This window comes from Corynebacterium yudongzhengii, from assembly GCF_003065405.1.
GTDB lineage: Bacteria > Actinomycetota > Actinomycetes > Mycobacteriales > Mycobacteriaceae > Corynebacterium > Corynebacterium yudongzhengii.
This window is the reverse complement of record NZ_CP026947.1, coordinates 1729591-1750791: the sequence shown is the minus strand read 5'-3', so window position 1 is coordinate 1750791 and position 21201 is coordinate 1729591. Positions and strand designations below refer to the sequence as shown.

At 64.6% G+C, this 21201-nt stretch carries 16 protein-coding genes and 1 pseudogene; 11 read left to right on the top strand and 6 right to left on the bottom strand.

Annotation, left to right across the window (positions count from 1 at the left end):
* Positions 1-50 precede the first annotated feature (50 nt).
* From C3B44_RS08155 to C3B44_RS08145, 3 genes are read left to right on the top strand one after another with little or no spacing between them, the layout of a single operon-like run.
* The gene (locus C3B44_RS08155) at positions 51-2078 is read left to right on the top strand and encodes a glucose PTS transporter subunit IIA (protein ID WP_108431944.1); all 2028 of its coding nucleotides are present in this window, start codon (positions 51-53) and stop codon (positions 2076-2078) included.
* Between the two features lie 25 nt (positions 2079-2103).
* Positions 2104-3225, top strand: coding sequence for a PRD domain-containing protein (locus tag C3B44_RS08150; RefSeq protein ID WP_108431943.1), 1122 nt, complete (start codon positions 2104-2106; stop codon positions 3223-3225).
* A gap of 10 nt (positions 3226-3235) precedes the next feature.
* Positions 3236-4054 carry a DNA-formamidopyrimidine glycosylase family protein gene (locus C3B44_RS08145; RefSeq protein WP_108431942.1) on the top strand — a complete coding sequence of 273 codons (819 nt, stop codon included), beginning with the start codon at positions 3236-3238 and terminating at the stop codon, positions 4052-4054.
* Here the strand turns inward: C3B44_RS08145 and C3B44_RS08140 are convergent.
* Positions 3993-4637 carry a DedA family protein gene (locus tag C3B44_RS08140; protein WP_108431941.1) on the bottom strand — a complete coding sequence of 215 codons (645 nt, stop codon included), beginning with the start codon at positions 4635-4637 and terminating at the stop codon, positions 3993-3995. The genes C3B44_RS08145 and C3B44_RS08140 overlap by 62 nt on opposite strands.
* 71 nt (positions 4638-4708) lie before the next feature.
* On the opposite strand from C3B44_RS08140, the gene C3B44_RS08135 reads away from it, so the two are divergent.
* Both C3B44_RS08135 and C3B44_RS08125 read left to right on the top strand, forming a co-directional pair.
* On the top strand, positions 4709-5122 hold the full coding sequence (locus tag C3B44_RS08135; RefSeq protein ID WP_108431940.1) for a YccF domain-containing protein: 414 nt from the start codon (positions 4709-4711) through the stop codon (positions 5120-5122).
* 429 nt (positions 5123-5551) lie between these two features.
* Positions 5552-7057: pseudogene (locus C3B44_RS08125) on the top strand (sialidase family protein); the annotation flags it as partial.
* Between the two features lie 973 nt (positions 7058-8030).
* On the opposite strand, the gene pgi reads toward C3B44_RS08125, so the two are convergent.
* Positions 8031-9665, bottom strand: a complete 1635-nt coding sequence (pgi, locus tag C3B44_RS08120) for a glucose-6-phosphate isomerase (RefSeq protein WP_108431937.1) — start codon at positions 9663-9665, stop codon at positions 8031-8033.
* 82 nt (positions 9666-9747) lie between these two features.
* On the opposite strand from pgi, the gene C3B44_RS08115 reads away from it, so the two are divergent.
* Together C3B44_RS08115 and C3B44_RS08110 are read left to right on the top strand one after the other, a co-directional pair.
* A complete protein-coding gene (locus C3B44_RS08115) occupies positions 9748-11220 on the top strand; it encodes an NAD-dependent succinate-semialdehyde dehydrogenase (protein ID WP_108431936.1) in 1473 nt (490 codons plus the stop codon).
* A 26-nt stretch (positions 11221-11246) separates the two neighbouring features.
* On the top strand, positions 11247-11564 hold the full coding sequence (locus C3B44_RS08110) for an antibiotic biosynthesis monooxygenase family protein (RefSeq protein ID WP_108431935.1): 318 nt from the start codon (positions 11247-11249) through the stop codon (positions 11562-11564).
* Here the strand turns inward: C3B44_RS08110 and C3B44_RS08105 are convergent.
* The gene (locus tag C3B44_RS08105) at positions 11561-11857 is read right to left on the bottom strand and encodes a chorismate mutase (protein WP_108431934.1); all 297 of its coding nucleotides are present in this window, start codon (positions 11855-11857) and stop codon (positions 11561-11563) included. The two genes, C3B44_RS08110 and C3B44_RS08105, sit on opposite strands and share 4 nt — an antisense overlap.
* Before the next feature lie 56 nt (positions 11858-11913).
* On the opposite strand from C3B44_RS08105, the gene pcrA reads away from it, so the two are divergent.
* Complete coding sequence (gene pcrA, locus C3B44_RS08100) at positions 11914-14256, top strand: DNA helicase PcrA (protein WP_108431933.1); 2343 nt, start codon at positions 11914-11916, stop codon at positions 14254-14256.
* A 46-nt stretch (positions 14257-14302) separates the two neighbouring features.
* On the opposite strand, the gene C3B44_RS08095 is transcribed toward pcrA, so the two are convergent.
* On the bottom strand, positions 14303-15178 hold the full coding sequence (locus C3B44_RS08095) for a M23 family metallopeptidase (protein WP_108431932.1): 876 nt from the start codon (positions 15176-15178) through the stop codon (positions 14303-14305).
* Positions 15179-15820: 642 nt separating this feature from the next.
* The gene (locus tag C3B44_RS08090; protein ID WP_108431931.1) at positions 15821-16588 is read right to left on the bottom strand and encodes a M23 family metallopeptidase; all 768 of its coding nucleotides are present in this window, start codon (positions 16586-16588) and stop codon (positions 15821-15823) included.
* 215 nt (positions 16589-16803) lie between these two features.
* Here C3B44_RS08090 and C3B44_RS11675 point away from each other — a divergent pair, with 215 nt between their 5' ends.
* From C3B44_RS11675 to purH, 3 genes are read left to right on the top strand one after another with little or no spacing between them, the layout of a single operon-like run.
* Positions 16804-18159: a cell division protein PerM gene (locus tag C3B44_RS11675; protein ID WP_158268636.1), complete on the top strand. Its 1356-nt coding sequence runs from the start codon at positions 16804-16806 to the stop codon at positions 18157-18159.
* Between the two features lie 10 nt (positions 18160-18169).
* Positions 18170-18778, top strand: a complete 609-nt coding sequence (gene purN, locus C3B44_RS08080) for a phosphoribosylglycinamide formyltransferase (protein ID WP_108431930.1) — start codon at positions 18170-18172, stop codon at positions 18776-18778.
* Positions 18768-20351 carry a bifunctional phosphoribosylaminoimidazolecarboxamide formyltransferase/IMP cyclohydrolase gene (gene purH, locus C3B44_RS08075; protein ID WP_108431929.1) on the top strand — a complete coding sequence of 528 codons (1584 nt, stop codon included), beginning with the start codon at positions 18768-18770 and terminating at the stop codon, positions 20349-20351. Before purN ends, purH begins: the two co-directional genes overlap by 11 nt.
* A 7-nt stretch (positions 20352-20358) precedes the next feature.
* On the opposite strand, the gene C3B44_RS08070 is transcribed toward purH, so the two are convergent.
* A complete protein-coding gene (locus C3B44_RS08070; protein ID WP_108431928.1) occupies positions 20359-21018 on the bottom strand; it encodes a TetR/AcrR family transcriptional regulator in 660 nt (219 codons plus the stop codon).
* Positions 21019-21201 lie beyond the last annotated feature (183 nt).

Genomic DNA, 21201 nt, shown 5'->3' with positions numbered 1-21201 from the left:
TTGTCGTCTCTGGGGAAAACGATTTCTGCAAGAACAAGAAAGACACGGTCATGGCCACGAGGACTGATACGGCCCGGGAGATCGTCGAGAAGCTGGGCGGGCCCGGGAACATCAGCAGTTTTACGCATTGCGCCACCCGGTTGCGCCTGCAGCTGGTGGATGCCGGGGAGGTGGATACGAGTGCGCTCGACGAGATCCCCGAGGTCCTCGGCGTGCTCGACCAGGGTGGTAACCGCCTCCAGATCGTGATGGGCGGGGCGGTCGAATCGACCTACGCCGCCATCCGCAACCTCCCGGAGATGAAGGGCGCGCAGGAAAAGTCGGACGCTGACATCAAAGCCGAGCAGCGCGCCAAGGCGAAGGGGAAGAGCGCTTGGCTGGATAACTTCTTCGAATACCTCGCCGATTCCTTCCGCCCGATCATCGGCGTGCTCCTCGGAGCCTCGCTGATCATCGCGTTCGCCTCCTTCCTGGACGCCCTCGGCGCGATCGACTTCCGCGCCGACGACAAGGCCGCCGGCTGGGTGTTCGTCGACGCCATGTGGTCCAGCGTCTTCCACTTCCTGCCGATCCTGGTGGCGTATAACGCGGCCTCGAAACTCAAGGTCGACCCCTGGCTGGGCGGGGTGATCATGGCGGCGGTGATGACGCCGAACTTCGCGGATCTTAGCGACGCCGCCGGCACCGTCTGCACCCTCAACGAGCAACTGGGCACCGAGCAGTGCGTCGCCGACATCTTCGGTCTGCCGATGCAGCTCAACGACTACTCCGGCCAGGTCTTCGTGCCGTTGATCATGGTCGCGATCCTCGCGCTGCTCTACCGGGGGCTGAAGAGGATCATCCCGGAGATGGTGCACCTCGTCTTCGTGCCTTTTATCTCCATGGCGATCATGATCCCGGTCACCGCGTTCCTCATCGGCCCGCTGGGCATCTGGCTCGGCAACGGCCTGGGCGTGGGCCTGTCGTGGATGAACACCAACGCGCCTTTTGTCTTCGCGATCCTCATCCCGATGCTCTACCCGTTCCTCGTGCCGCTGGGCCTGCACTGGCCGCTGAACGCGCTGATGCTCATCAACCTCCAGACCCTGGGCTATGACTTCATCCAGGGCCCGATGGGCGCGTGGAACTTTGCTTGCTTCGGCGCCACCGCCGGCGTGCTGTTCATCTCCCTGCGCGAGCGGGACTTCCAGATGCGCCAGACCTCCTTCGGCGCCCTGGGCGCCGGCCTGTTCGGCGGCATCTCCGAACCCTCGCTCTATGGCATTCACCTGCGGTTTAAGCGTATCTATCCGCGCATGCTGCTTGGCTGCTTCGCCGGTGGTCTCACCATCGCGGTCCTGGGGCTGCCGAGCAACGGCGTGCAGACCGACGTCTTTGCCTTCACCTCGCTTCTGACCATCCCGGTCTTTAACCCGATGGCCACCTACGCCATCGCCATCGCCGTCGCTTTCTTCGTCGCCATGTTCGCGATCGTGCTTACCGACTACCGCACCCCCGAGGAGCGCGCTGAGTTCCGTGCTGCCCGCGACGCCCGCGAAGCCCGCGAGGCGCAGGCCGCTGCCGACGCCGACACCGACACCACCGCCACCGATGCCGTGGTGGCCGCACCGCTGGACGGCAACGTCGTCACGCTGGAGGAGACCGGCGATAAGGTCTTCGCCTCCCGCGCGCTGGGCGAAGGCGTCGGTATCGTGCCGGAGTCTCAAGGCACGGTCGATATTGTGGCGCCGGCGGCGGGCACGCTGATGACGGTCGTGAAGACTGGGCACGCTTTTGGCCTGCGCACCGACGACGGGATCGAGATCCTGGTGCACGTGGGCGTCGATACCGTCAAGATGGACGGGGAGGGCTTTGCGGTGGCCGTCGAGAAGAAGCAGCAGGTGGCCGCCGGCGAGAAGCTCGCGACGGTGGATCTGGCCGCGATTGCCCGCGCCGGCTACAGCCCGATTACGATCGTGACCGTCACCAACAGCAAGAAGCTGGGCACGGTCACCCCGATCACCGACGCACAGGTCGCCGCCGGGGACCCGGTCATCACCGTCGCCAAAGCCGAGGAGGCGGCCGAGGCCAACGCCTAGCACCTAAGGCGGTTCAGCGAAGCGGATGAAGATCCTGCGCGTATTCAACAACAATGTCGTGCTGGCCACGGGCGCCCGCGGCGAGGTCATCGCCACCGGGCGGGGCCTCGGCTTCGGCGCCCGTGCCGGAGACGTGCTTGACGACGCCAAAATCCACCGCCTCTTCATCCCCGCCGATGGCCGCGACCCCGATCATTTAGGCCAGCTGCTCGCCGAGATCCCCATCGAGCTGCTCACGCTGGCCGCCGATGCGTTGCGCGCCACCGACCTGCCGGAGGCGAGCCTGACCAGCCCGACGCTGCTCATGGGCCTGGCCGATCACCTCCACTTCGCGCTCGAGCGCGCGCAGACGCGCACCACCATCGCCTACCCGCTGCTGAGCGAGGTACAACACCTCTACGCCCGCGAATACGCCCAGGCGCGAACGATCGTGGCCTATGTCAACGACGTGATCGGCCGCCGCGGGCAGCGTGAGCTTCCGGAAGACGAGGCCGTCGCGATCACCCTGCACCTGGTCAACGCGGGTTTTTCCACCGGGGATCTGTCGTTTACCTACACCATGACCGGGGTGCTCCAGCAGCTCATCGACGCGGTGGGCAAAAGCTTCGGCATCGACTTGGAGACCTCGACGGTCAACGTCGGGCGCTTTATTACCCACCTGCGCTATCTGTTCGTGCGCATCCACCAGCATGCCCAGCTCGACTCCGAGCCGAGCACGATCGCCCACGCGATTCGCACCACCCACCCCGAGGCCTACCGGTGTGCCCGGGATCTGGCCACGCTCATCGAGATCCGGATGGGCGCCGAACTCACCGAGGATGAAATCACCTACCTCACCTTGCACGTGGCGCGGATTGTGGAGGTGGCGGGGCCGTCGCGAAGCGAGACCGCGCTGAGCCGCGAGGTAACCGTGCCCGCCGGCGATGGGCTGCAGGCGCGCGCCGCCGGGCTGCTCGCCGATACTGCCGCGGCCTCCGGGCTGCCCGTGCAGCTGAGCTACGGCTCGGCCACCGTCGATGCGACCAGCGCGCTCGCTGTCATGGGCCTGGGGGTGCCGGGGGAAGCGCGGGTGCGTTTGAGCTCGCCGGATCCCGCGGCGCGCCCGCTTATCGACGCCCTCGCTGCCCTCATCGCCGCCGGGGCGTAACCTCGCCGACATGCCCGAAGGAGATTCCGTCTATCAGCTCTCGCGCCGACTGCAGTTTTTAGTCGGCCGCGAGGTGCTCTCCACCTCGCTGCGAGTGCCGCGCTATGCCACCACGCGTTTCGACGGCAGTACCTGCGAGCGCATCTGGCCTTATGGCAAGCATTTGCATATGCAGTTCGGTACGCAGATTCTGCATACGCACCTCAAGATGGAGGGCACCTGGTCGATGCACCTCGCCGGCGATAAGTGGCGCAAACCCGGCCACACCGCCCGGGTGGTGCTGCGCTTCGAGGGCGCACCGAAGCCTAGGCCCATCGAGATCGTCGGCCATGAGCTCGGTCTCGTGGAGGTCTACCCGGTCAGCGAGTACGCCGAGCGCATCGCCTACTTAGGCCCCGACATCCTCGACCCGGCGTTTGATATCGACGACGGCGCCCGACGACTTGCCGCCGACCCCTTAAGGCCGGTGGGGCTGGCGCTTCTGGATCAACGCGTGATCGCCGGTCTCGGTAACGAATACCGCGCCGAGATCTGCTTTCTGGCCGGGGTGCATCCGGCGGTGCCCATGCGCGAGGTCGACGCCCGCGCGGTGGTGGAGCTGTCGCATAGGCTGATTACGGCGAATAGGAACTCGCCGATTCGCGTGACGACGGGTGTGCGCCGCGCCGGCGAAAACTCCTACGTCTTCGGCCGCAACCATCGTCCGTGCCGGCGCTGTGGCACGCTCATCGAGCAGTCTTTTCTCGGCTCGAGCGGAACGGAGCGCGTTATTTGGTGGTGTCCTCACTGTCAGCCGGCGCCTTCTTCTTTTTCCGCGAGCGGCGGATGAGATAGATCAGCACGCCGACGGCAATGAGCGCCAAGATGCTGTAGACGACGGTCGAGTACTGTCCGACATACTTCTCGACCACATCATAAGACTCACCCAGCCACATGCCGGCGCCGATGAGCAGGGCGTTCCACCCCGCCGAGCCGGCCGTGGTCCAGAGCGTGAACGTGAGAAGATTCATCCGGTCGATGCCGGCGGGAATCGAAATGAGCGAACGCACCCCGGGGATGAAACGCCCGATAAACACCGAGGCGCCGCCGTAGCGGTCGAACCACTTCAGCGACTTATCGACGTCTGAGACCTCCACCAGCCACATCCAGTCCGCGACGCGGCGCAGCCTCTCGGCGCCGACCAACGCGCCGATGGCATAGAGCAGCCACGCGCCGGCGACCGAACCGATGGTCGCCCAGATAAGCGTCGACCAGAAGTTCAGATCGCCCTGCGAGACCGTGAAGCCCGCCAAGGGCAGCACCACCTCCGAGGGGATCGGCGGGAAGACGTTCTCCAAGAAGATGGCGATGCCCACGGCCGGGGCGCCGAGGATTTCGGTGAGTCTGACGACCCAGTCAACAAGGGACTGCACTACAGAGTTGTCCTTTCCGAGGCGCTTGCGGTTCTACTCGTGGTTCTCATAACGCCGATAAGATTAATTGTATGAATCTACTCTTGAATCTCATCTGGCTGATATTCAGCGGCCTCTGGCTGGCGATTGCATATGTGTTTTTCGGCATCCTCGCCTGCATTCTCATCATCACGATACCGGCCGGCGTGGCCAGCTTCCGGATGGCGAAGTTCGCGTTGTGGCCCTTCGGGCGCAGCGTCGTCGAACCCGAGAAGGGGGCCGGCGGCTTGAGCACCCTCACCAACGTGATCTGGTTTATCATCGCCGGCCTGTGGCTGTCGATCGGGCATCTGACCACCGCGGCCGCGCAGGCCATCACGATTATCGGCATCCCGCTGGCTATCGCCAACATCCGCATGATTCCGGTGACGTGCTTCCCGTTCGGCCGGCGCATCGTGCCGAGCGATCGGATCCCCGCCGGGTGGCGGCCGATGATCCGTTTCTAAAAAAACTCTTAAGTTCTGTGAAGTCTGTTGACAGACGTCTGATGACCTCTTAGCTTTGAAAGTGGCCCGCATCACTTTGTGGGCCGGAAAGCTAAGGAGTCACATCGAATATGGGAAAACTGTATAAAGCTTGTGCCGGGATAGTTGCTACCTCGCTGGCGATCACCACGGCCGGGATGCCGATTGCTACCGCGCAGTCGAGCCTGAGCTCGTCGCTGGCGGGTGAGGCCACGTCGATCGTCGACGCGGATGCTGATCCCGCTGCTGAGCCGCGGGAGCCGGAGCTCACCCTCTTGCGCGATACCGGCGAGAACTACAACATCCGCATCCCCGCGATCGCGCTCGCACCCAACGGCGACCTGCTCGCCTCCTATGACTACCGCCCGCGCGACGGCATGACCGACGGGGGGAGACTCACCGAACGAGAACTCCGTCCACCAGCGCCGCTCCACAGACAATGGCGCCACCTGGGAGGAAGAAACCGTCGTCGCCCAAGGTGCGGTCAGCGACGAAGACCCGCGCGGTTTCTCCGATCCCTCCTACGTCGTCGACCGCGAAACCGGCACCATCTTCAACTTCTTCGTTGCCAGCCGGAAGTCCGGGATCTTCGCCAACAACCCGGCATACCCCCTGCGTGACGACGGCACCATCGACGAAGACAGCCCCCACGCCGTGAACTTCGGGCTCGCTGTCTCTCACGACAACGGGCACACCTGGGAGCAGCGCATTATCACCAATGAGGTGCTCGGGCCGCTCGTCGAAAAGCATAAGATCATATCGTGTTTCGCCACCTCCGGGGCGGGCACGCAGAAGAAAACCGAGCCGCACGCCGGGCGCCTGCTGCAGCAGGCCGCGTGCATCACCGATACCAACGGCAACGGCATCCCGGAGAACAACAACGACGACGTCATCGCGCTGACCCTGTACTCCGACGATCACGGCGAGACCTGGCAGGCCGGCAACCCCACCGACCCCCAGGGCATCGCCGGCGAGCGCATCCGCTTCGACGAGAACAAGGTCGCAGAGTTAAGCGACGGCTCGCTCATGCTCAACTCCCGCACCCAGGCCTGGCACGGCGCCGGGCACCGCATCGTCGCGATCTCCCGCGACGGCGGCGTGACCTGGGGCGACTACCGTATCGACGAGTCGCTCGTCGATCCTGCCAACAACGCCCAGCTCATCCGGGCGTTCCCGAACGCCGCGCCGGGCACGCTGCGCTCCAAGGTGCTGCTCTTCTCCAATACCGACACCACCGGCCAGCGCGTGAACGGAACGCTGCACATCTCCTATGACGACGGTGCGACCTGGGCGAAGAAGAAGACCTTCCGTGAGGAAGGCACCGGATACACCACGATGGCGATCCAGGAAGACGGCTCGATCGGCATCCTGCTCGAGCCCGCCGTGGCCAACCAGATCGGCTACATGAACACCACCTTGCGCTGGCTGGACCCGGACCTGCAGACGGAGCTGAAGGCGAAGGAGAACACCGAGGTTAGCGTGGCGGACGATGGGACGATCGAGACGCTTCAGCTCGTCGAGCTCTTCGAACGCAACGACCCCCTCCTCGAGGACACCTTCGAGGTCAAAGGCTTGCCGGAGGGGCTGGACTTCGACGCTTCGGCGGGCACGATCACTGGTGCTATAAGCGGTTCTGGCCGTGGGCCCGTCGAGGTCACCCTCACCGAGGCTGACGACGGCACCGGTCACCCGCGCACCGCCACGGCGACGGTTGTGTTTGAGGGCGGGCCGGAAGGCGCTGATGAGATTGATGCGGGCCTGGAGGGTTCTGCTGGTGGGAGCTCTAGCTCCGCGGGAGCAGGGGCCGGACTCGTCGCAGCTCTCGGGCTGGCGCTCGGCATCGGTGGGCTGATCCACAACCCGGCCGTGGTCCAGCAGGCGCGAGACTTCTTTGCCCAGTTCGGCATCCGGATCTAGGGTTCTCGTGAGCGTTGTGTAGAGGATGCTTTGGGCTCGGGAAACCGGAAAGGAAAATCCTGAGCCCGCACATCTAGTCGGAGAACTCCGCGCGGTCTATAGCAGGGCGTGTCTTTTTGGTAGTGATTCTTTGGCAAGACGGTTGGAGCGGTTTCCGGGTAGTTGGTAGCAGCCATCCGGTACCGGCTGCCACGTCTCGGCCTCGGCGGCGCAGCAGGCTCACCAGCTTGCAGTAAACCCCGAACGCGGCGGCATCAGTGCTCGCTGCACGGCGCAGGTGACGGTGTGTCTCGCGCGCCTATGAGTTACCCGAGATCCATTGATTTTCGATTACGCACGTGCGTAGAGCCGGAGATCTCAGGTGACAGTGTTCCTCGTGTACCTATGAGTTACCCGAGGTTTATCTATTCTCGATTACGCACGTGCGTAAAACCCGGCCCGCACTATGCCGCGACATAGGGATTCTGGGGCTGTTCTGCTTGCGGGGGCGACTCCGTGACTCCGATGGAGTCTCGTGTACCTATGAGTTACCCGGGATCCATTGATTTTCGATTACGCACGTGCGTAAAACCCGGTCCGCACTATGCCGCGGCATAGAGGGCCTAGGACTGTTCTGCTTGCGGAGCCGTTGCGGTGGGCCTGTTGGGGCGAAGAGTGAGGGGTCCGACCCTGTTTTACGCACGTGCGTAAAAACCCGAGGCCTTAGGCGACAGGCCTAGGTGACAGTGCGCCTCATGTACCTACGCCTGGGTAAAACCTCCGCATTCGCGGTGTGTGGACTCATTTTCTCGGGAGCTGGGCTTTTCGTATATTCGTTCAGCTCCAATACGTTTGGGTGACCACCCTGGCCGTGGTCGTGGGAACCGTTGCTCAAATCCTCACTGTTAAGGGACAGCAGGCGAAGGGCAGCGCCGGCCGCAGCCTGTGGCCGCAATGTGAAGGCCACAGACAGTTAGACCGATGGCCCCACAACCTAGCGCACCGACCGGTACCAGGTGATGGCTTCGTCGGTGGAGGAGTCGCCGGAGTTGGGGTCCTCGGCGCCGCTGACCGCCGGGGCGAGGTCGTTGGCCTGCTGCTTGCCCAGCTCGACGCCCCACTGGTCGAAGGAGTTGATGTCCCAGATGACGCCCTGGACGAACGTGATGTGCTCGTAGAGCGCGATCAGCGCGCCCACCACAGCCGGGGTGAGCTCCTCGGCGAGGATCGTGGTGGTCGGCCGGTTGCCCGGCATGACCTTGTGTGGGGCGAGGGTGGGGTCGACGCCTTCGTCGAGAATTTCGGCCTCGGTCTTGCCGAAGGCCAGCACCTTCGTCTGGGCGAAGAAGTTGCCCATGAGCAGGTCATGCATGGAGCCTTCGCCGGTGGCGGTGGGCAGGTCCTGCTTGGGGCGGGCGAAGCCGATGAAGTCGGCGGGGATGAGCTTGGTGCCCTGGTGCATGAGCTGGAAGAAGGCGTGCTGGCCGTTGGTGCCGGGCTCACCGAAGTAGATTTCGCCGGTGTCGTAGGAGACGCTGGTGCCGTCGTGACGCACGGACTTGCCGTTGGATTCCATGGTCAGCTGCTGCAGGTAGGCGGGGAAGCGGCCCAGATCCTCCGAGTAGGGGAGCACGGCGTGGGTATGTGCGCCGTGGAAGTTGGTGTACCAGATCCCCAGCAACCCCATGAGCACGGGGATGTTCTCGTGGAACGCGGCGGTGCGGAAGTGCTCGTCCATGGCGTGGAAGCCCTCGAGCATCCGCATGAAGTCCCAGGGGCCGATCACGGTCATCAGCGACAGGCCGATGGCGGAGTCGAGGGAGTAGCGGCCGCCGACCCATTCCCAGAAGCCGAACATGTTGTCAGTGTCGATGCCGAACTCGGCGACCTTCTCGGCGTTGGTGGACACGGCGACGAAGTGCTTGGCGACGGCCGATTCGTCCCCACCCATCTTCTCAATGAGCCAGCGCTTCGCGGCGTGGGCGTTGGCGAGGGTCTCCTGGGTGGTGAAGGTCTTCGAGGAGATGACAAACAGGGTGGACTCGGGATCTAGGCCCTCGAGGATAGAGGTCATGTCGGCGGGATCGACGTTGGAGACGAACTCGCCGGTAATGCCGGCGGTGGCGTAGGAGCGCAGCGCGCGCGTCGCCATCGCGGGCCCGAGATCGGAGCCGCCGATGCCGATGTTGACCACCTTCTTGATCGTGCGTCCCGTATGACCCAGCCATTCGCCGGAGCGCAACGCGGAGGCGAAGTCACGCATGCGGCCCAAGACTTCGTGGACGTCGGCGGCGATGTCCTGGCCGTCGACGGTGAGGTCCTTTTCCGCCGGCAGGCGCAGGGCGGTGTGCAGGACTGCCCGGTCTTCGGTGTTGTTAATGTGCGCGCCGGTGAACATCTTCTCGATGGCCTCGCCCAGCTGCGCGGTCTCGGCTAGCTCGATGAGGGCGGCCTGGACGTCGTCGTCGATGAGGTTCTTCGACAGGTCAACCCGCAGGCCTGCGGCCTTATGGGTGTAGCGGGTGGCGCGGGAGGCGTCGGCGTCGAAAAGCTCGCGCAAGTTGAGCGGGTGATCGTGCGACAGGGAGGACAGGCGCTCCCAGGCGGAAGAGTGGGTGATGTCGGACATGCGGGTTCGTGCTCCTTCGCGTCTCGCCAGTAGGAAAGGTCCCTGACAACGAATCTAATCAAAACCGGGTAGTAGTGGGGGCATGAGCGATACCGAGATTGATCTGCACGCACTGATCGATAACACCCCGAAACAGCTGTTTATCAACGGCGAGTTCGTCGACGCCGAAGGTGGAAAGACGTTTACGGTCCTCAACCCGTCGACAGGCCAGCCGCTTACCGAGGTCGCCTCGGCCTCCGAGGCGGATGCCCTAAAGGCCTTCGACGCCACCTGCGAGGCACAGAAAGAGTGGGCGGCGACCCCGGCGCGTGAGCGCAGCGAGATCCTGCGCCGCACCCACGATTACTTAAAGGAGCACACCGAGGAGCTGACGTATCTGCAGTCGGCAGAGCTCGGCCGGGCGCTGGGCGATTCGCGCGGCGAGGTCGCCTATGGCTCGGAGTTCTTCCGCTGGTTCGCGGAAGAAGCGACGCGGATTCGCGGCGATTATCGGCACGCGCCGGCCGGCTCAGGCCGCATCATCGTCCACCAGCAGCCGGTCGGGCCGTCGCTGGCGATTACCCCGTGGAACTTCCCGCTGGCGATGGGCGCGCGTAAGATCGCCGCTGCTCTGGCCGCCGGGTGCACGATGACGCTGAAGCCCGCCTCGAAAACCCCGCTGACCATGCTGTTTTTGGCGAAGGCGCTCAAGGAATCCGGGCTGCCGGACGGGGTGGTCTCCATCGTGCCGACGGGAAAGTCGAGCAACGTCTCGAAGCTTCTCGACGACGACCGCCTCCGCAAATTCACCTTCACCGGCTCCACCGAGGTCGGACAGATGCTCGGGGCGAAGGCCGCCGAGAAGTCCATCAAGACTTCCCTGGAGCTCGGCGGCAACGCCCCCTACATCGTGTTGGACGACGCCGATCTCGACACCGCCGCCGAAGCCGTGGCCACCGCGAAGATGCGCGGCGCCGGCCAGGTCTGCATTGCCGCCAACCGCTTCTTGGTGCACTCTGCGATCAAGGACGACTTCCTCAAGGCCGTCACCGAGAAGATCTCCGAGTTCACCCTCGGCGCCGGCACGGACCCGAACTCGGACTATGGTCCGCTCTCTGGCGAGGACCAGCTGGAGAAGGTCCGCCGGCTTGTCGACGACGCCATGGCCCACGGCGCCACCCGGCACTTGGGCGACGAGCTGCCCACGGGGCTGGCCGAGGGCGGTTACTACTTCCCGGCCACCGTGCTCTCTGACATCGGCGAGGGCGCCGCGATCCACTCCGAGGAGATCTTCGGCCCCGTGGTCGCCGTGTCCACCTTCGACAGTGACGACGAGGCGATCCGCCGCGCCAATGACACCCCGTTCGGCCTGGCCGCCTATGTCTTTTCGGAAAACCTCGAGCACGCGCTTAACGTCGCCGAGGGGGTGGAGACCGGTATGGTGGCGGTCAACAAGGGGGCGCTGTCCGATCCGGCTGCCCCGTTCGGCGGCGTCAAGCAGTCCGGCATCGGCCGCGAGGGCGGCTTCGAGGGCATCCACGAATACCTCGAGCCCAAGTTCATCGCCCTGCCTTAAAACCTGGATGATCACAAGGAGCACCCATGAGCATTGTGAAGATCAACGCGATTACCGTGCCCGCCGGTAAGGGGGAGGTTTTAGAGGAGAGGTTTCGGGCTCGTCGACAAGCGATCGATGAGCAACCCGGCTTCGAGGGCTTCCAGTTGCTGCGGCCGGTGAAGGGGGAGGAGCGCTACTTCGTTGTCACCCGCTGGGCCGATCAGGCATCCTACGACGCCTGGCGGGAAGGCGCCGGGCGCGCCGGGCACGCCGGCGGCGACCGGAAGCCCGTCGCTGAGCACGCGGAGCTGCTCGAGTTCGAGGTCGTGCTCGACTCGACGGAGAACGACGCCGAGAACTAGCCGAGGCGGCCGCGGCCCATCCGCAGCAAGACGTTGGCCAGCTCGGCGCCCTCCGGGCCGAGCTCGTCGCGGAACTGGTTGATGATCTGCACCTCGCGGGTGTGGACGAAACGAGTCCCGCCCGAGCCCATGCGCGTCTTGCCGACGGCCTTCGACACCAGCGAGCGGCGCTTGACCGCGTCGAGGATGACCCGGTCGAGGCGGTTGATCTCCTCCCGGTAGCGCTGGATTTCCGCATCCGACAGTGGATCGTCTGTGCCCGAGGGCACACGGATCTCGAACTCTTCACTCATGCGTCCCATCATTCCACGGGGAGCTCACGAGTGGGGTAGTAGGTTTAACAAGCGATATGAATTCTGAACGTGATTCCCTCACCCAAGGCCTGAACGAACAGCAGGCCGCCGCCGTCGAACACTCCGGATCACCCCTGCTCATCGTCGCCGGGGCGGGCTCCGGCAAAACCGCGGTGCTCACCCGGCGTATCGCGTATCTCATCGCCCACCGCGGCGTCGCGCCGTGGCAGGTGCTTGCGATCACCTTCACCAACAAAGCCGCCACGGAGATGCGCGAGCGCGTGAGCGAGCTCGTCGGGCCCGTCGCCGAGCGGATGTGGGTCTCCACGTTCCACTCGGTGTGCGTGCGGATTCTGCGCCAGCAGGCCCAGCTGGTGCCCGGGTTGAACTCGAACTTCACGATCTACGACGCCGACGACGCCCGCCGCCTGCTCACGATGATCGGCAAGGACATGGGCCTGGACCTGAAGAAGTTCACCGCCCGCTCGTTGGCGAATGCCATTTCCAACCACAAGAACGAGCTGGTCGGCCCGGACAGCGCCCGCGAGCAGGCGGCGCAGACGAAAAACCCCTTTGAGACCACCGTCGCCGACGTCTACGTTGAATACCAGCGTCGCCTGCGTGCGGCCAACGCCGTCGACTTCGACGACCTCATCGGCGAGGTCGTGCGCATCTTCCAGCAGCACCCGCAGGTCACGGACTACTACCGGCGCCGCTTCCGGCACGTGCTTATCGACGAATACCAGGACACCAACCACGCCCAGTACGCACTGGTGCGCTCGCTGGTGGGGGACGGGGAGGACGCCCCGGAGTTGTGCGTGGTCGGCGATTCGGACCAGTCCATCTACGCCTTCCGCGGCGCCACCATCCGCAACATCCTCGAGTTCGAGCGGGACTTCCCGCAGGCACGCACGATTTTGCTCGAGCAGAACTACCGCTCCACCCAGACTATTTTGTCGGCGGCCAATGCCGTGATCGCCCGCAACGAGGGGCGCCGGGTGAAGAACCTGTGGACCGATCACGGCGAGGGCGCAAAGATCATCGGCTACGTCGCGGATAACGAACATGACGAGGCCCGGTTCATCGCCAGCGAGATCGACCGGCTCGTCGACGAGGGCGCGAGCTACAACGACTTCGCGATCATGTATCGCACCAACAGCGCCTCGCGTGCGCTGGAGGACATCTTCATTCGCTCCGGCATCTCCTACAAGGTGGTCGGCGGCACGCGCTTCTACGAACGCCGCGAGATCCGCGACATCATCGCCTACCTGAGGGTTCTCGATAACCTGGACGACACGGTGAGCCTGCGGCGCATCATCAACACCCCGCGCCGCGGCATCGGCGACAAGGCGCAGGGCCAGGTGGCGCTGCACGCCGACAACCACGGCATCTCTTTCGGACGCGCGCTTCACGACGCCGCCGCCGACCAGATCAGCGCCCTCAACCCCCGCGCGAAGAACGCCATCGGACGCTTCACCGAGATGATGAGCGGCATCAGAGAACGCATGCCGTCGATGACCAACGAGGTCACCGGCATGCCTGATTTAGGCGAGCTCATCAACGACGTGCTCGATGCCACGGGCTACCGCGCGGAGCTCGAGGCCTCCAACGACCCGCAGGACGCCACGCGCCTGGATAACCTCAACGAGATGGTCTCGGTCGCCCGCGAGTTCTCCTCCGAGGCCGCCAACCAGATGGCCTATGCCGACATGGACGGTGACGAGATCGAACTCGAGGAAGGAGAGGCCCGCCCCGGCTCGCTGCAGGCGTTCCTCGAGCGCGTCTCCCTGGTGGCCGATGCGGATCAGATTCCCGACGAAGACCAAGGCGTGGTCACCCTGATGACCCTGCACACCGCCAAGGGACTCGAGTTCCCGGTGGTTTTCCTCATCGGTTTCGAAGACGGGCAGTTCCCGCACGTCCGCTCGCTGGGGAACCCAGACGAGCTTTCCGAGGAACGCCGCCTCGCCTACGTCGGCATCACGCGTGCCCGTCGGCAGCTTTACATCACGCGGGCGATGCTGCGCTCATCCTGGGGCCCGCCGGCGCAAAACCCGCCGAGCCGGTTCTTAGAAGAGATCCCGGAGGAGCTGATTGAGTGGCGTCGAGAAGAACCCCAGCGCACCTACTCGTCCGCGTGGGATTTACCGGAACCGCAGCCGATGACCCGGAACACGAAGCCCGCGCAGCGACGCCGGCGCACCCTACCGAAGGCCGGCGCGGGTGGTGCGACGCTCTCGCTGGAGATTGGCGACCGCGTTAATCACCAGAAATACGGCCTAGGCAAGGTCACGGAGGTGACCTCCATGGCGGGTAAACCCTTCGCCACGATCGACTTCGGGTCGAAGGGCATCGTGCGCCTGATGATCATGCCCGGCTTGCCGATGGACAAGCTCTAAATCTGTGGGATGGCTTCCCCTAGTGCTTTCCACCCCACGTGGTGAGCTACTGGCGTGCCTGGTCGACCGAAATACCCTGCTCAGCGAACCACGGCACGGGGTCGACGGCGCCGTCGCCGGTCGGATGGATCTCGAAGTGCAGGTGCGGGCCCGTAGAGCGGCCCTCGTTGCCGATCTCCGCGATCTTGTCGCCTGCGGAGACATACTGGCCCGGCACGACATCCCGGTTGGCCATGTGGCCGTAGATCGACTTCTCGCCGTGGTCGTGCTCGATGACAACCCAGTTGCCGTAGCCCTGCGCCGGGCCAGTGGCGATGACCTTGCCGTCCATCACCGCGCGGATCGGGGTGCCAATCGAGTTGGCGATATCAATGCCACGGTGGATGGTGCCCCAGCGCTCGCCGTACCCGGAGGTGAAACGTCCCTTGGTGGGGAAGTAGACGGTGCGGCCGTCGGCGGTCTCTCCCTTGTCAGAGGGGCGCTCGTTGGCGAGGTCGAGGGCCTCGATCTCGTCTTCGTACTCCGTGTACTGATCGCCGACGCCCTCGAGCTTGGTGCCCTGCGGGTCCACGACGGTGTCGGAGTTGGTCGTGTTGCTTGCGTCGCTCGCGTCGCTTGTGGATCGGCCGGCGTTGGCCTCGGCGGCGTCGTTTTCCGCCGCGGTGGCGGAGTTGGAGGAGCCGAGGTTGTTGCCGTTGACCGTGACGCTGCGGGCGGCCTTCATAAGGCCGTTGACGATCTCCTCGTTGGAGGATGACTCACCGCTGCCAGAGGAGCTTTCCTGCCCGATGGTGGCCAGGGTGCCGAGATCAATCGTGATCTCGTTGGCACCCGCGGTGGCCGGAACAGCGATGGTGCTTAAGCCTGCGGCGGTGGCGGCGACGCCTCCGAAGAGGCGCCGGGAAGTCCGTGACTTAGTCATGACGTGTTGAAGTCCTCATCAATCCGGGGTCGTTGGGCATCCTGCCGTTGCGGCGGACCGGATTTAACTTACCCGGTGTTACGAAAGTGACACAAGTGGATAAAGTGATAATTTACCTGGGAATTCTTCGAACACGGCAGGTCATCGATCGAAAACTGGAGTTACTGTAGAGTTTTCTGTGAATTTAGTGATTTCTGCGTTTCGTGTTGCATTTGGGGTTTTTGTGACACTTGCAGGGTTCTGGGGGTTGCTGCTGGCTGTGGGTTGCTTCTCGACGCCAACATCCCTCTCTGCGTCGGTGGTTACCTAGATCTTGTGGCTGTTTCAGTGTTGTGTGTCCCAGACTTTTAAGTAACTGCCGACGATAAACCTCGTTTCGGACTCAAACCCTCAAGATCGTCGGTAGTTACTCAAATCCTGGGCCCGTTTCGGCCAGAATCACCCAGAAAATTTAAGTAACTACCGACGATAAGCCCCGTTTCGGACTCAAACTCTCAAGATCGTCGGTAGTTACTCAAATCCCCGCCCCCGTTTCGGCGGTAAACCCCCCGCCTTACGTTGAAAGCGAAAAGGTGCAGCCAGCCAAAGCTGACTGCACCCCAAAGCCACCCGAGGACCGGTAAAGCTAAAGCTGAGCACGAGTTAGATAGAGATACCGCGCTCGGAGAACCACGGCACCGGGTCGACGGCCTCGTCGCCGGTCGGGTGGATCTCGAAGTGGAGGTGCGAGCCGGTGGAGAAGCCCTCGTTGCCCATGCCGGCGATGTTCTGGCCAGCGGAGACACGGTCGCCGACGCTGACGTTCAGCGAGACCATGTGGCCGTAGATGGAGATCGAGCCATCGTCGTGCTTGATGCGGATCCAGTTGCCGTAGCCGGAGGCCGGGCCGGCGTCGATGACGGTACCGTCCATGATCGCGAGGATCGGGGTACCGATGGCGTTGGCGATGTCGATGCCCTTGTGAATCGTGCCCCAGCGCGGGCCGAAGCCGGAGGTGAACACGCCCTCGGTCGGCTTGAATACCGGCGTGCCGTGCGAATCTTCACCCTTGGAAGGGTCAGTGGCTAGGTGAGCGGCCTCGGCCGCTTCCTCCGCGGCGGCGACGGCCTTGTCGAGCTGGTCGTCGAGGCCGATGACCGGCTTGTGCTCCGCGATCGCGAGCACCTGCGGGGAGGAAGACTCCGGGGCGACCGGATTGGCCGCAGCACTACCAGCACTACCCGCACTACCAGCGTCATGCTCCGGGGCTGGCATGAAGTTCGGGGCCGCGAAGGCGGCCGCGGTGCCCGAGACGCCGGCGCCCGAGACGGCGCTGACGGCGATGGTCGCCATCGCGATGCGCCCGCGGGCGGTCTGGGAGGAGGTGACCCGGCGGTGCTTGCCCGGGGTGCTTCGAGAGATGATGCTCATATTCGCTATACCCGTCCTGCTCTCACTAAGGGACTGGACGCCTCAAAGGGCCGTCATTGTAACCGTTTCGTGATGCATGACGGAAAGAATAGCGTTTTGGTAACGATTGGACAACTGATGTAGCACCCCCGAGCAGAAAGCAGATAGATGGGGCCGGGAATCCGGGGTCGTGTTGTGGACGGCAGTGGCGGTCAGGCGTGGCAAGCTAGATGGCGATGACTAAGAAGACCAGCCCCTCCTCCCGTCCCGCGCGCCGGCCGTTGCGGCCCCGCTTTGGGATGTCGCGCCGACCAGCGGAAACGGACGTCGATAAGCGTCCGACAACCTTTGGTGGCAAGCTGCGTCGATTCCTGCCGTCGATCGGTGTGGTGGCGGTGCTTGTCGCCTTGGTGCTGGCGGTGCTCGCGGTCGTCGTGGTGATGTTCAGCGACACCCCGCTGGGTGCCCTCGCCAGCCTCATCGCCGAAATGTGGATGATTTCACACCTTTCGCCGGTGATTTTCGAAGGCGTCACCGTCGGCTTGGTCCCGTTATTGCCGGCGCTCGGCGTCATTGCTCTGCTCGCCTCGCGCGTGCGTACGGTGGTGCGTCGCAAAGTGAGCGTCTATGACCTCGGCGTGATCCTCGGCGTGGCCCTCGTGGTGCCGATGATCCTCACCCTCATCGCCTGGCTCATCCTGTGGGACGCCGCGCGCGTCTACCCCGTCGGCGCCCCGCCGATTCTCATCGCGCTGGCAAACACGGCGTTGGTCCACCTCGTGGGCATGGTGATCGGCGTGGGGCCGAAGCTGTGGCGAGCGATCTTCCGTCGTTACGGGTTAAACCCGCAGCTTATCGACGGTGCCGGCCACGGCGTCCGCTTTCTCACCTACCTCGCCGCGGCCAGCGTCGCGGTGATGGTGGTGCTCGCCGTGGCGGGATGGGGCCGGCAGCAGGAGATGATCGCCGCGTACCCGGTGATCGATACCGCGGGCATAGCGGCGCTGGTGGCGCTGACAGTTCTGTACCTGCCGAACGCGGCGGTGGCGGGGATGTCGGTGCTCGTCGGTGGCGACGTCTGGTTTGGCGACGCCTCCGTCTCCCTCTTTTCCATCCACCTCGTGCCGCTGCCGCCGCTGCCGTTGACCGCACTCGTGCCGCCGACCGCGCAGAACTGGGCGCCGGTCGCCCTCGTGATCCCGGCGGCTATCGCGGTGTACCTGTGGGTGGAGGTGCGCCCCGGTGTCTGGCGCGTCCTCGGAGGCGCGCTGGCGGCGGGGATAACGATGCTCGTCGCCGTGTACTTCGCCAGCGGTTCGCTGGGGTGGTACGACTACGTCGGGCCGACCTGGTGGATCGCGCCGCTGCTCGTGCTGGTCTGGGTGGGCGCCGTCGGAGTGGTCACGGTGGTCGTCACGCTGGTGGTCAGACGGCGCGGCCAAGAGGAGGGGCCGGAGGAGGAGCCGGCGGAAGAGCCGGAGGAAGAGCCGGAGGAAGAAGAGCCCGAGGCACCGGAAGAGGAAGAAGAGGAAGAAGAGGAAGAAGAGGAAGAAGACCCTGATAAGTCCTCCCCGCGCCCGGCGGAGGACTAGTCTGGGACAAGTGACCACTACACCGACACCTCCCACTGAACCGAAGTCCGTGGTGGTCCTGGCCTCCGGGTCTGGGACCCTGCTGCAGTCGATCCTCGATCATCAGGATGAGCACTACCGGGTCACCCGGGTGGTCGCGGACGTGGACTGTCGCGCGCTCGAGCGCGCCGCGGCGGCCGGGGTGGCCACGCAGCTCGTGCAATTGGGTGATGATCGCGACGCGTGGAACGTCGCTCTAGCCGAGGCGGTCGCGGAAGGAGCGCCGGACATCGTGGTGTCCGCGGGGTTTATGAAGATCCTCGGCGCTGGCTTCCTCGAGCGTTTCGAAGGCATCACCATCAATACGCATCCGGCGCTTCTGCCGGCGTTTCCCGGTGCGCACGCCGTGCGCGACGCCCTCGATTATGGCGTGAAGGTCACTGGTTCGACCGTGCACTTTGTGGACGCGGGCGTCGATACCGGCCGCATCATCGCCCAAAAGGCGGTCACGGTGGCGCCGGAGGATACCGAAGAGAGCCTGCACGAGAAGATCAAAACCGTGGAACGGGCACTGATCGTGTCTGTTCTGCGCTCGGCACAAAAGGATAACCCCAGGAAGGTTGTATTCCATGAGCGATGACCGCAAGCCCATCAAGCGCGCGCTGATCAGCGTCTACGACAAGACCGGTATCGAGGATCTGGCCCGCACGCTGGGTGAGGCCGGCGTCGAAATCGTCTCCACCGGCTCCACCGCCCGCCGCATCGCAGACACCGGCGTCAAGGTCACCGAGGTCTCCGAGCTCACCGGCTTCCCCGAGTGCCTCGAAGGCCGCGTCAAGACCCTGCATCCGCGCGTGCACGCCGGCATCCTCGCCGACACCCGCAAGAACGACCACCTCGATCAGCTGGCGAAGCTAGAGATCGAGCCTTTCCAGTTGGTCGTCGTTAACCTGTATCCGTTCACCGAAACCGTCGCCTCGGGTGCGGGTTTCGACGAGTGCGTCGAGCAGATCGACATCGGCGGGCCGTCCATGGTGCGTGCCGCCGCCAAGAACCACCCGTCGGTCGCGGTGGTCACCGACCCGCAGCGTTATGACGACATCGCCGCCGCCGTGAAAAACGGTGGCTTCACCCGCCGCGAGCGCACAGAGCTGGCCGTCGAGGCGTTTCGCCACACCGCGTCTTATGACGTCGCGGTCGCCAGCTGGCTCGGCGCGCAGGAAGAGGCCGGTGCCGACGCACAGGCGCCGGCGTTTCCGGACTGGATCGGCAGCGCGCACACCAAGCGTGCGGACCTGCGCTACGGCGAGAACCCGCACCAGGCGGCAGCGGTCTACGCCGATGCCGGTGCCGGTGGGCTGGCGAATGCCACCCAGCTGCACGGCAAGGAGATGAGCTACAACAACTACCAGGATGCCGACGCCGCGTGGCGCGCCGCGCACGACCATGAACGCCCGACGGTCGCCATCATCAAGCACGCCAACCCCTGCGGCATCGGCACGGATGACGACATCGCTGCCGCCCACCGCAAGGCCTACGCCTGCGACCCGATGAGCGCGTATGGCGGTGTGATCGCCTCCAACCGCGAGGTCAGCTTCGAGATGGCCCAGACCGTCCGCGGCATCTTCACCGAGGTTATCATCGCTCCCTCGTTTGCCGACGACGCCCTCGAACTCCTCAAGGAAAAGAAGAACCTGCGCATCCTCGTGGCCGAGGCACCGCAGCGTGGCGGTCGCGAACTGCGCCAGATCTCCGGCGGCACGCTCATGCAGGAGGCCGACGCCCTGCAGGCCGACGGCGATGATCCCCGCACCTGGACCCTGGCAGCCGGGGAGGCGGCCGACGATGCGTTGCTGGCCGATCTGGAATTCGCCTGGCGATCGATCCGCTGTGTGAAGTCCAACGCCATCCTCATCGCCCACGAGGGCGCGACGGTCGGCGTCGGCATGGGGCAGGTCAACCGCGTGGATTCCGCGAAGCTGGCGGTCGAGCGCGCCAACACGCTTGCCGACGGTGCCAACCGCACCCGCGGCGCCGTCGCCGCCTCCGATGCCTTCTTCCCGTTCGCCGACGGTTTCGAGGTCCTGGCGGAGGCGGGCATTCGCGCCGTCGTCCAGCCGGGTGGATCCATTCGCGATGAGGAAGTCATCGCCGCCGCCCAGAAGGCCGGCGTGACGATGTATCTCACCGGCACCCGCCACTTCGCGCACTAAGCAGCTGCTAATGCTGGTCCAAGAGGGCGACGGTGTGGGCGATGCGGTCGTCGGGAAGCTCGGCGTGCAGGACGTCGAGCGCGGCGTCGGCCACCATGATCGCCTGCGCTAGAAGCGGCTGCTCAGGATCAATCTCCGGGGCGGTGCCGTCGTTGGCGCGCATCTCGACGACTGACTGCGCCAAGTAGAACGGAAGCTCCGCGCGCGGATCGTCGCCCACGATCTCGGTGGCGATCTCGCGGAAGATGCGGGCAAGATCCGCCTGCGCCTGGTGATAGGCGTTGTACTCCTCGGAGTTGGCCACCGGCAGCTGATACAGCCTGCCGACGTTCCAGCGCGGCACCAGCAGCGCTTGGGCCTCCGCGGCCACCAGCGACCACAGACGCTGGGGCGCACTGGCGGGGGAGTCGGCGAGCTTCTCGGCGAGCTCTAAAGAGGGCACCACCGTCGACTTCAGAAGCGTTAAGAAGATCTCCGTTTTCGAGGGAAAGTGATAGTACAACGAGGCCTGCCGCATGCCGACGGCCTCGGCGATTTCGTGGGTCGAGGTCGTCGCAAAGCCTTGGCGCGTAAACAGCTCGGCGGAGGCGTCAAGGATTTCCTCGCGGGCGGTGGCGCCGTGGCGTCGGGGCCGGTTCTTGCGTGGACGGCCGACGTGCTTGCCCATGTTCTTACGCGTCCTTCCCGGTCGCGCGCGGGCATAGGAGGGTGGGGTGGGAAAGTAGCATGCCACCTCCCGGATGCTCACAAGCGTTCAAGACTTTAAGTAGTGGGAATTTGATAGTACCCCACCGATGCGAAAAGACCCGCAACCGGCAAAGCGGTGGCGGGTCTTTTCGAGGATTGTTCT

Coding starts and splice junctions, on each gene's coding strand:
- C3B44_RS08105 (WP_108431934.1), bottom strand. CDS start 11,857: ATGAGTGAAGAGTTCGAGATCCGTGTGCCCTCGGGCACAGACGATCCA.
- purH (WP_108431929.1), top strand. CDS start 18,768: ATGAGCGATGACCGCAAGCCCATCAAGCGCGCGCTGATCAGCGTCTAC.
- C3B44_RS08145 (WP_108431942.1), top strand. CDS start 3,236: ATGCCCGAAGGAGATTCCGTCTATCAGCTCTCGCGCCGACTGCAGTTT.
- C3B44_RS08090 (WP_108431931.1), bottom strand. CDS start 16,588: ATGAGCATCATCTCTCGAAGCACCCCGGGCAAGCACCGCCGGGTCACC.
- C3B44_RS08095 (WP_108431932.1), bottom strand. CDS start 15,178: ATGACTAAGTCACGGACTTCCCGGCGCCTCTTCGGAGGCGTCGCCGCC.
- C3B44_RS11675 (WP_158268636.1), top strand. CDS start 16,804: ATGACTAAGAAGACCAGCCCCTCCTCCCGTCCCGCGCGCCGGCCGTTG.
- C3B44_RS08150 (WP_108431943.1), top strand. CDS start 2,104: ATGAAGATCCTGCGCGTATTCAACAACAATGTCGTGCTGGCCACGGGC.
- pcrA (WP_108431933.1), top strand. CDS start 11,914: ATGAATTCTGAACGTGATTCCCTCACCCAAGGCCTGAACGAACAGCAG.
- pgi (WP_108431937.1), bottom strand. CDS start 9,665: ATGTCCGACATCACCCACTCTTCCGCCTGGGAGCGCCTGTCCTCCCTG.
- C3B44_RS08070 (WP_108431928.1), bottom strand. CDS start 21,018: ATGGGCAAGCACGTCGGCCGTCCACGCAAGAACCGGCCCCGACGCCAC.
- C3B44_RS08155 (WP_108431944.1), top strand. CDS start 51: ATGGCCACGAGGACTGATACGGCCCGGGAGATCGTCGAGAAGCTGGGC.
- C3B44_RS08115 (WP_108431936.1), top strand. CDS start 9,748: ATGAGCGATACCGAGATTGATCTGCACGCACTGATCGATAACACCCCG.
- C3B44_RS08110 (WP_108431935.1), top strand. CDS start 11,247: ATGAGCATTGTGAAGATCAACGCGATTACCGTGCCCGCCGGTAAGGGG.
- C3B44_RS08135 (WP_108431940.1), top strand. CDS start 4,709: ATGAATCTACTCTTGAATCTCATCTGGCTGATATTCAGCGGCCTCTGG.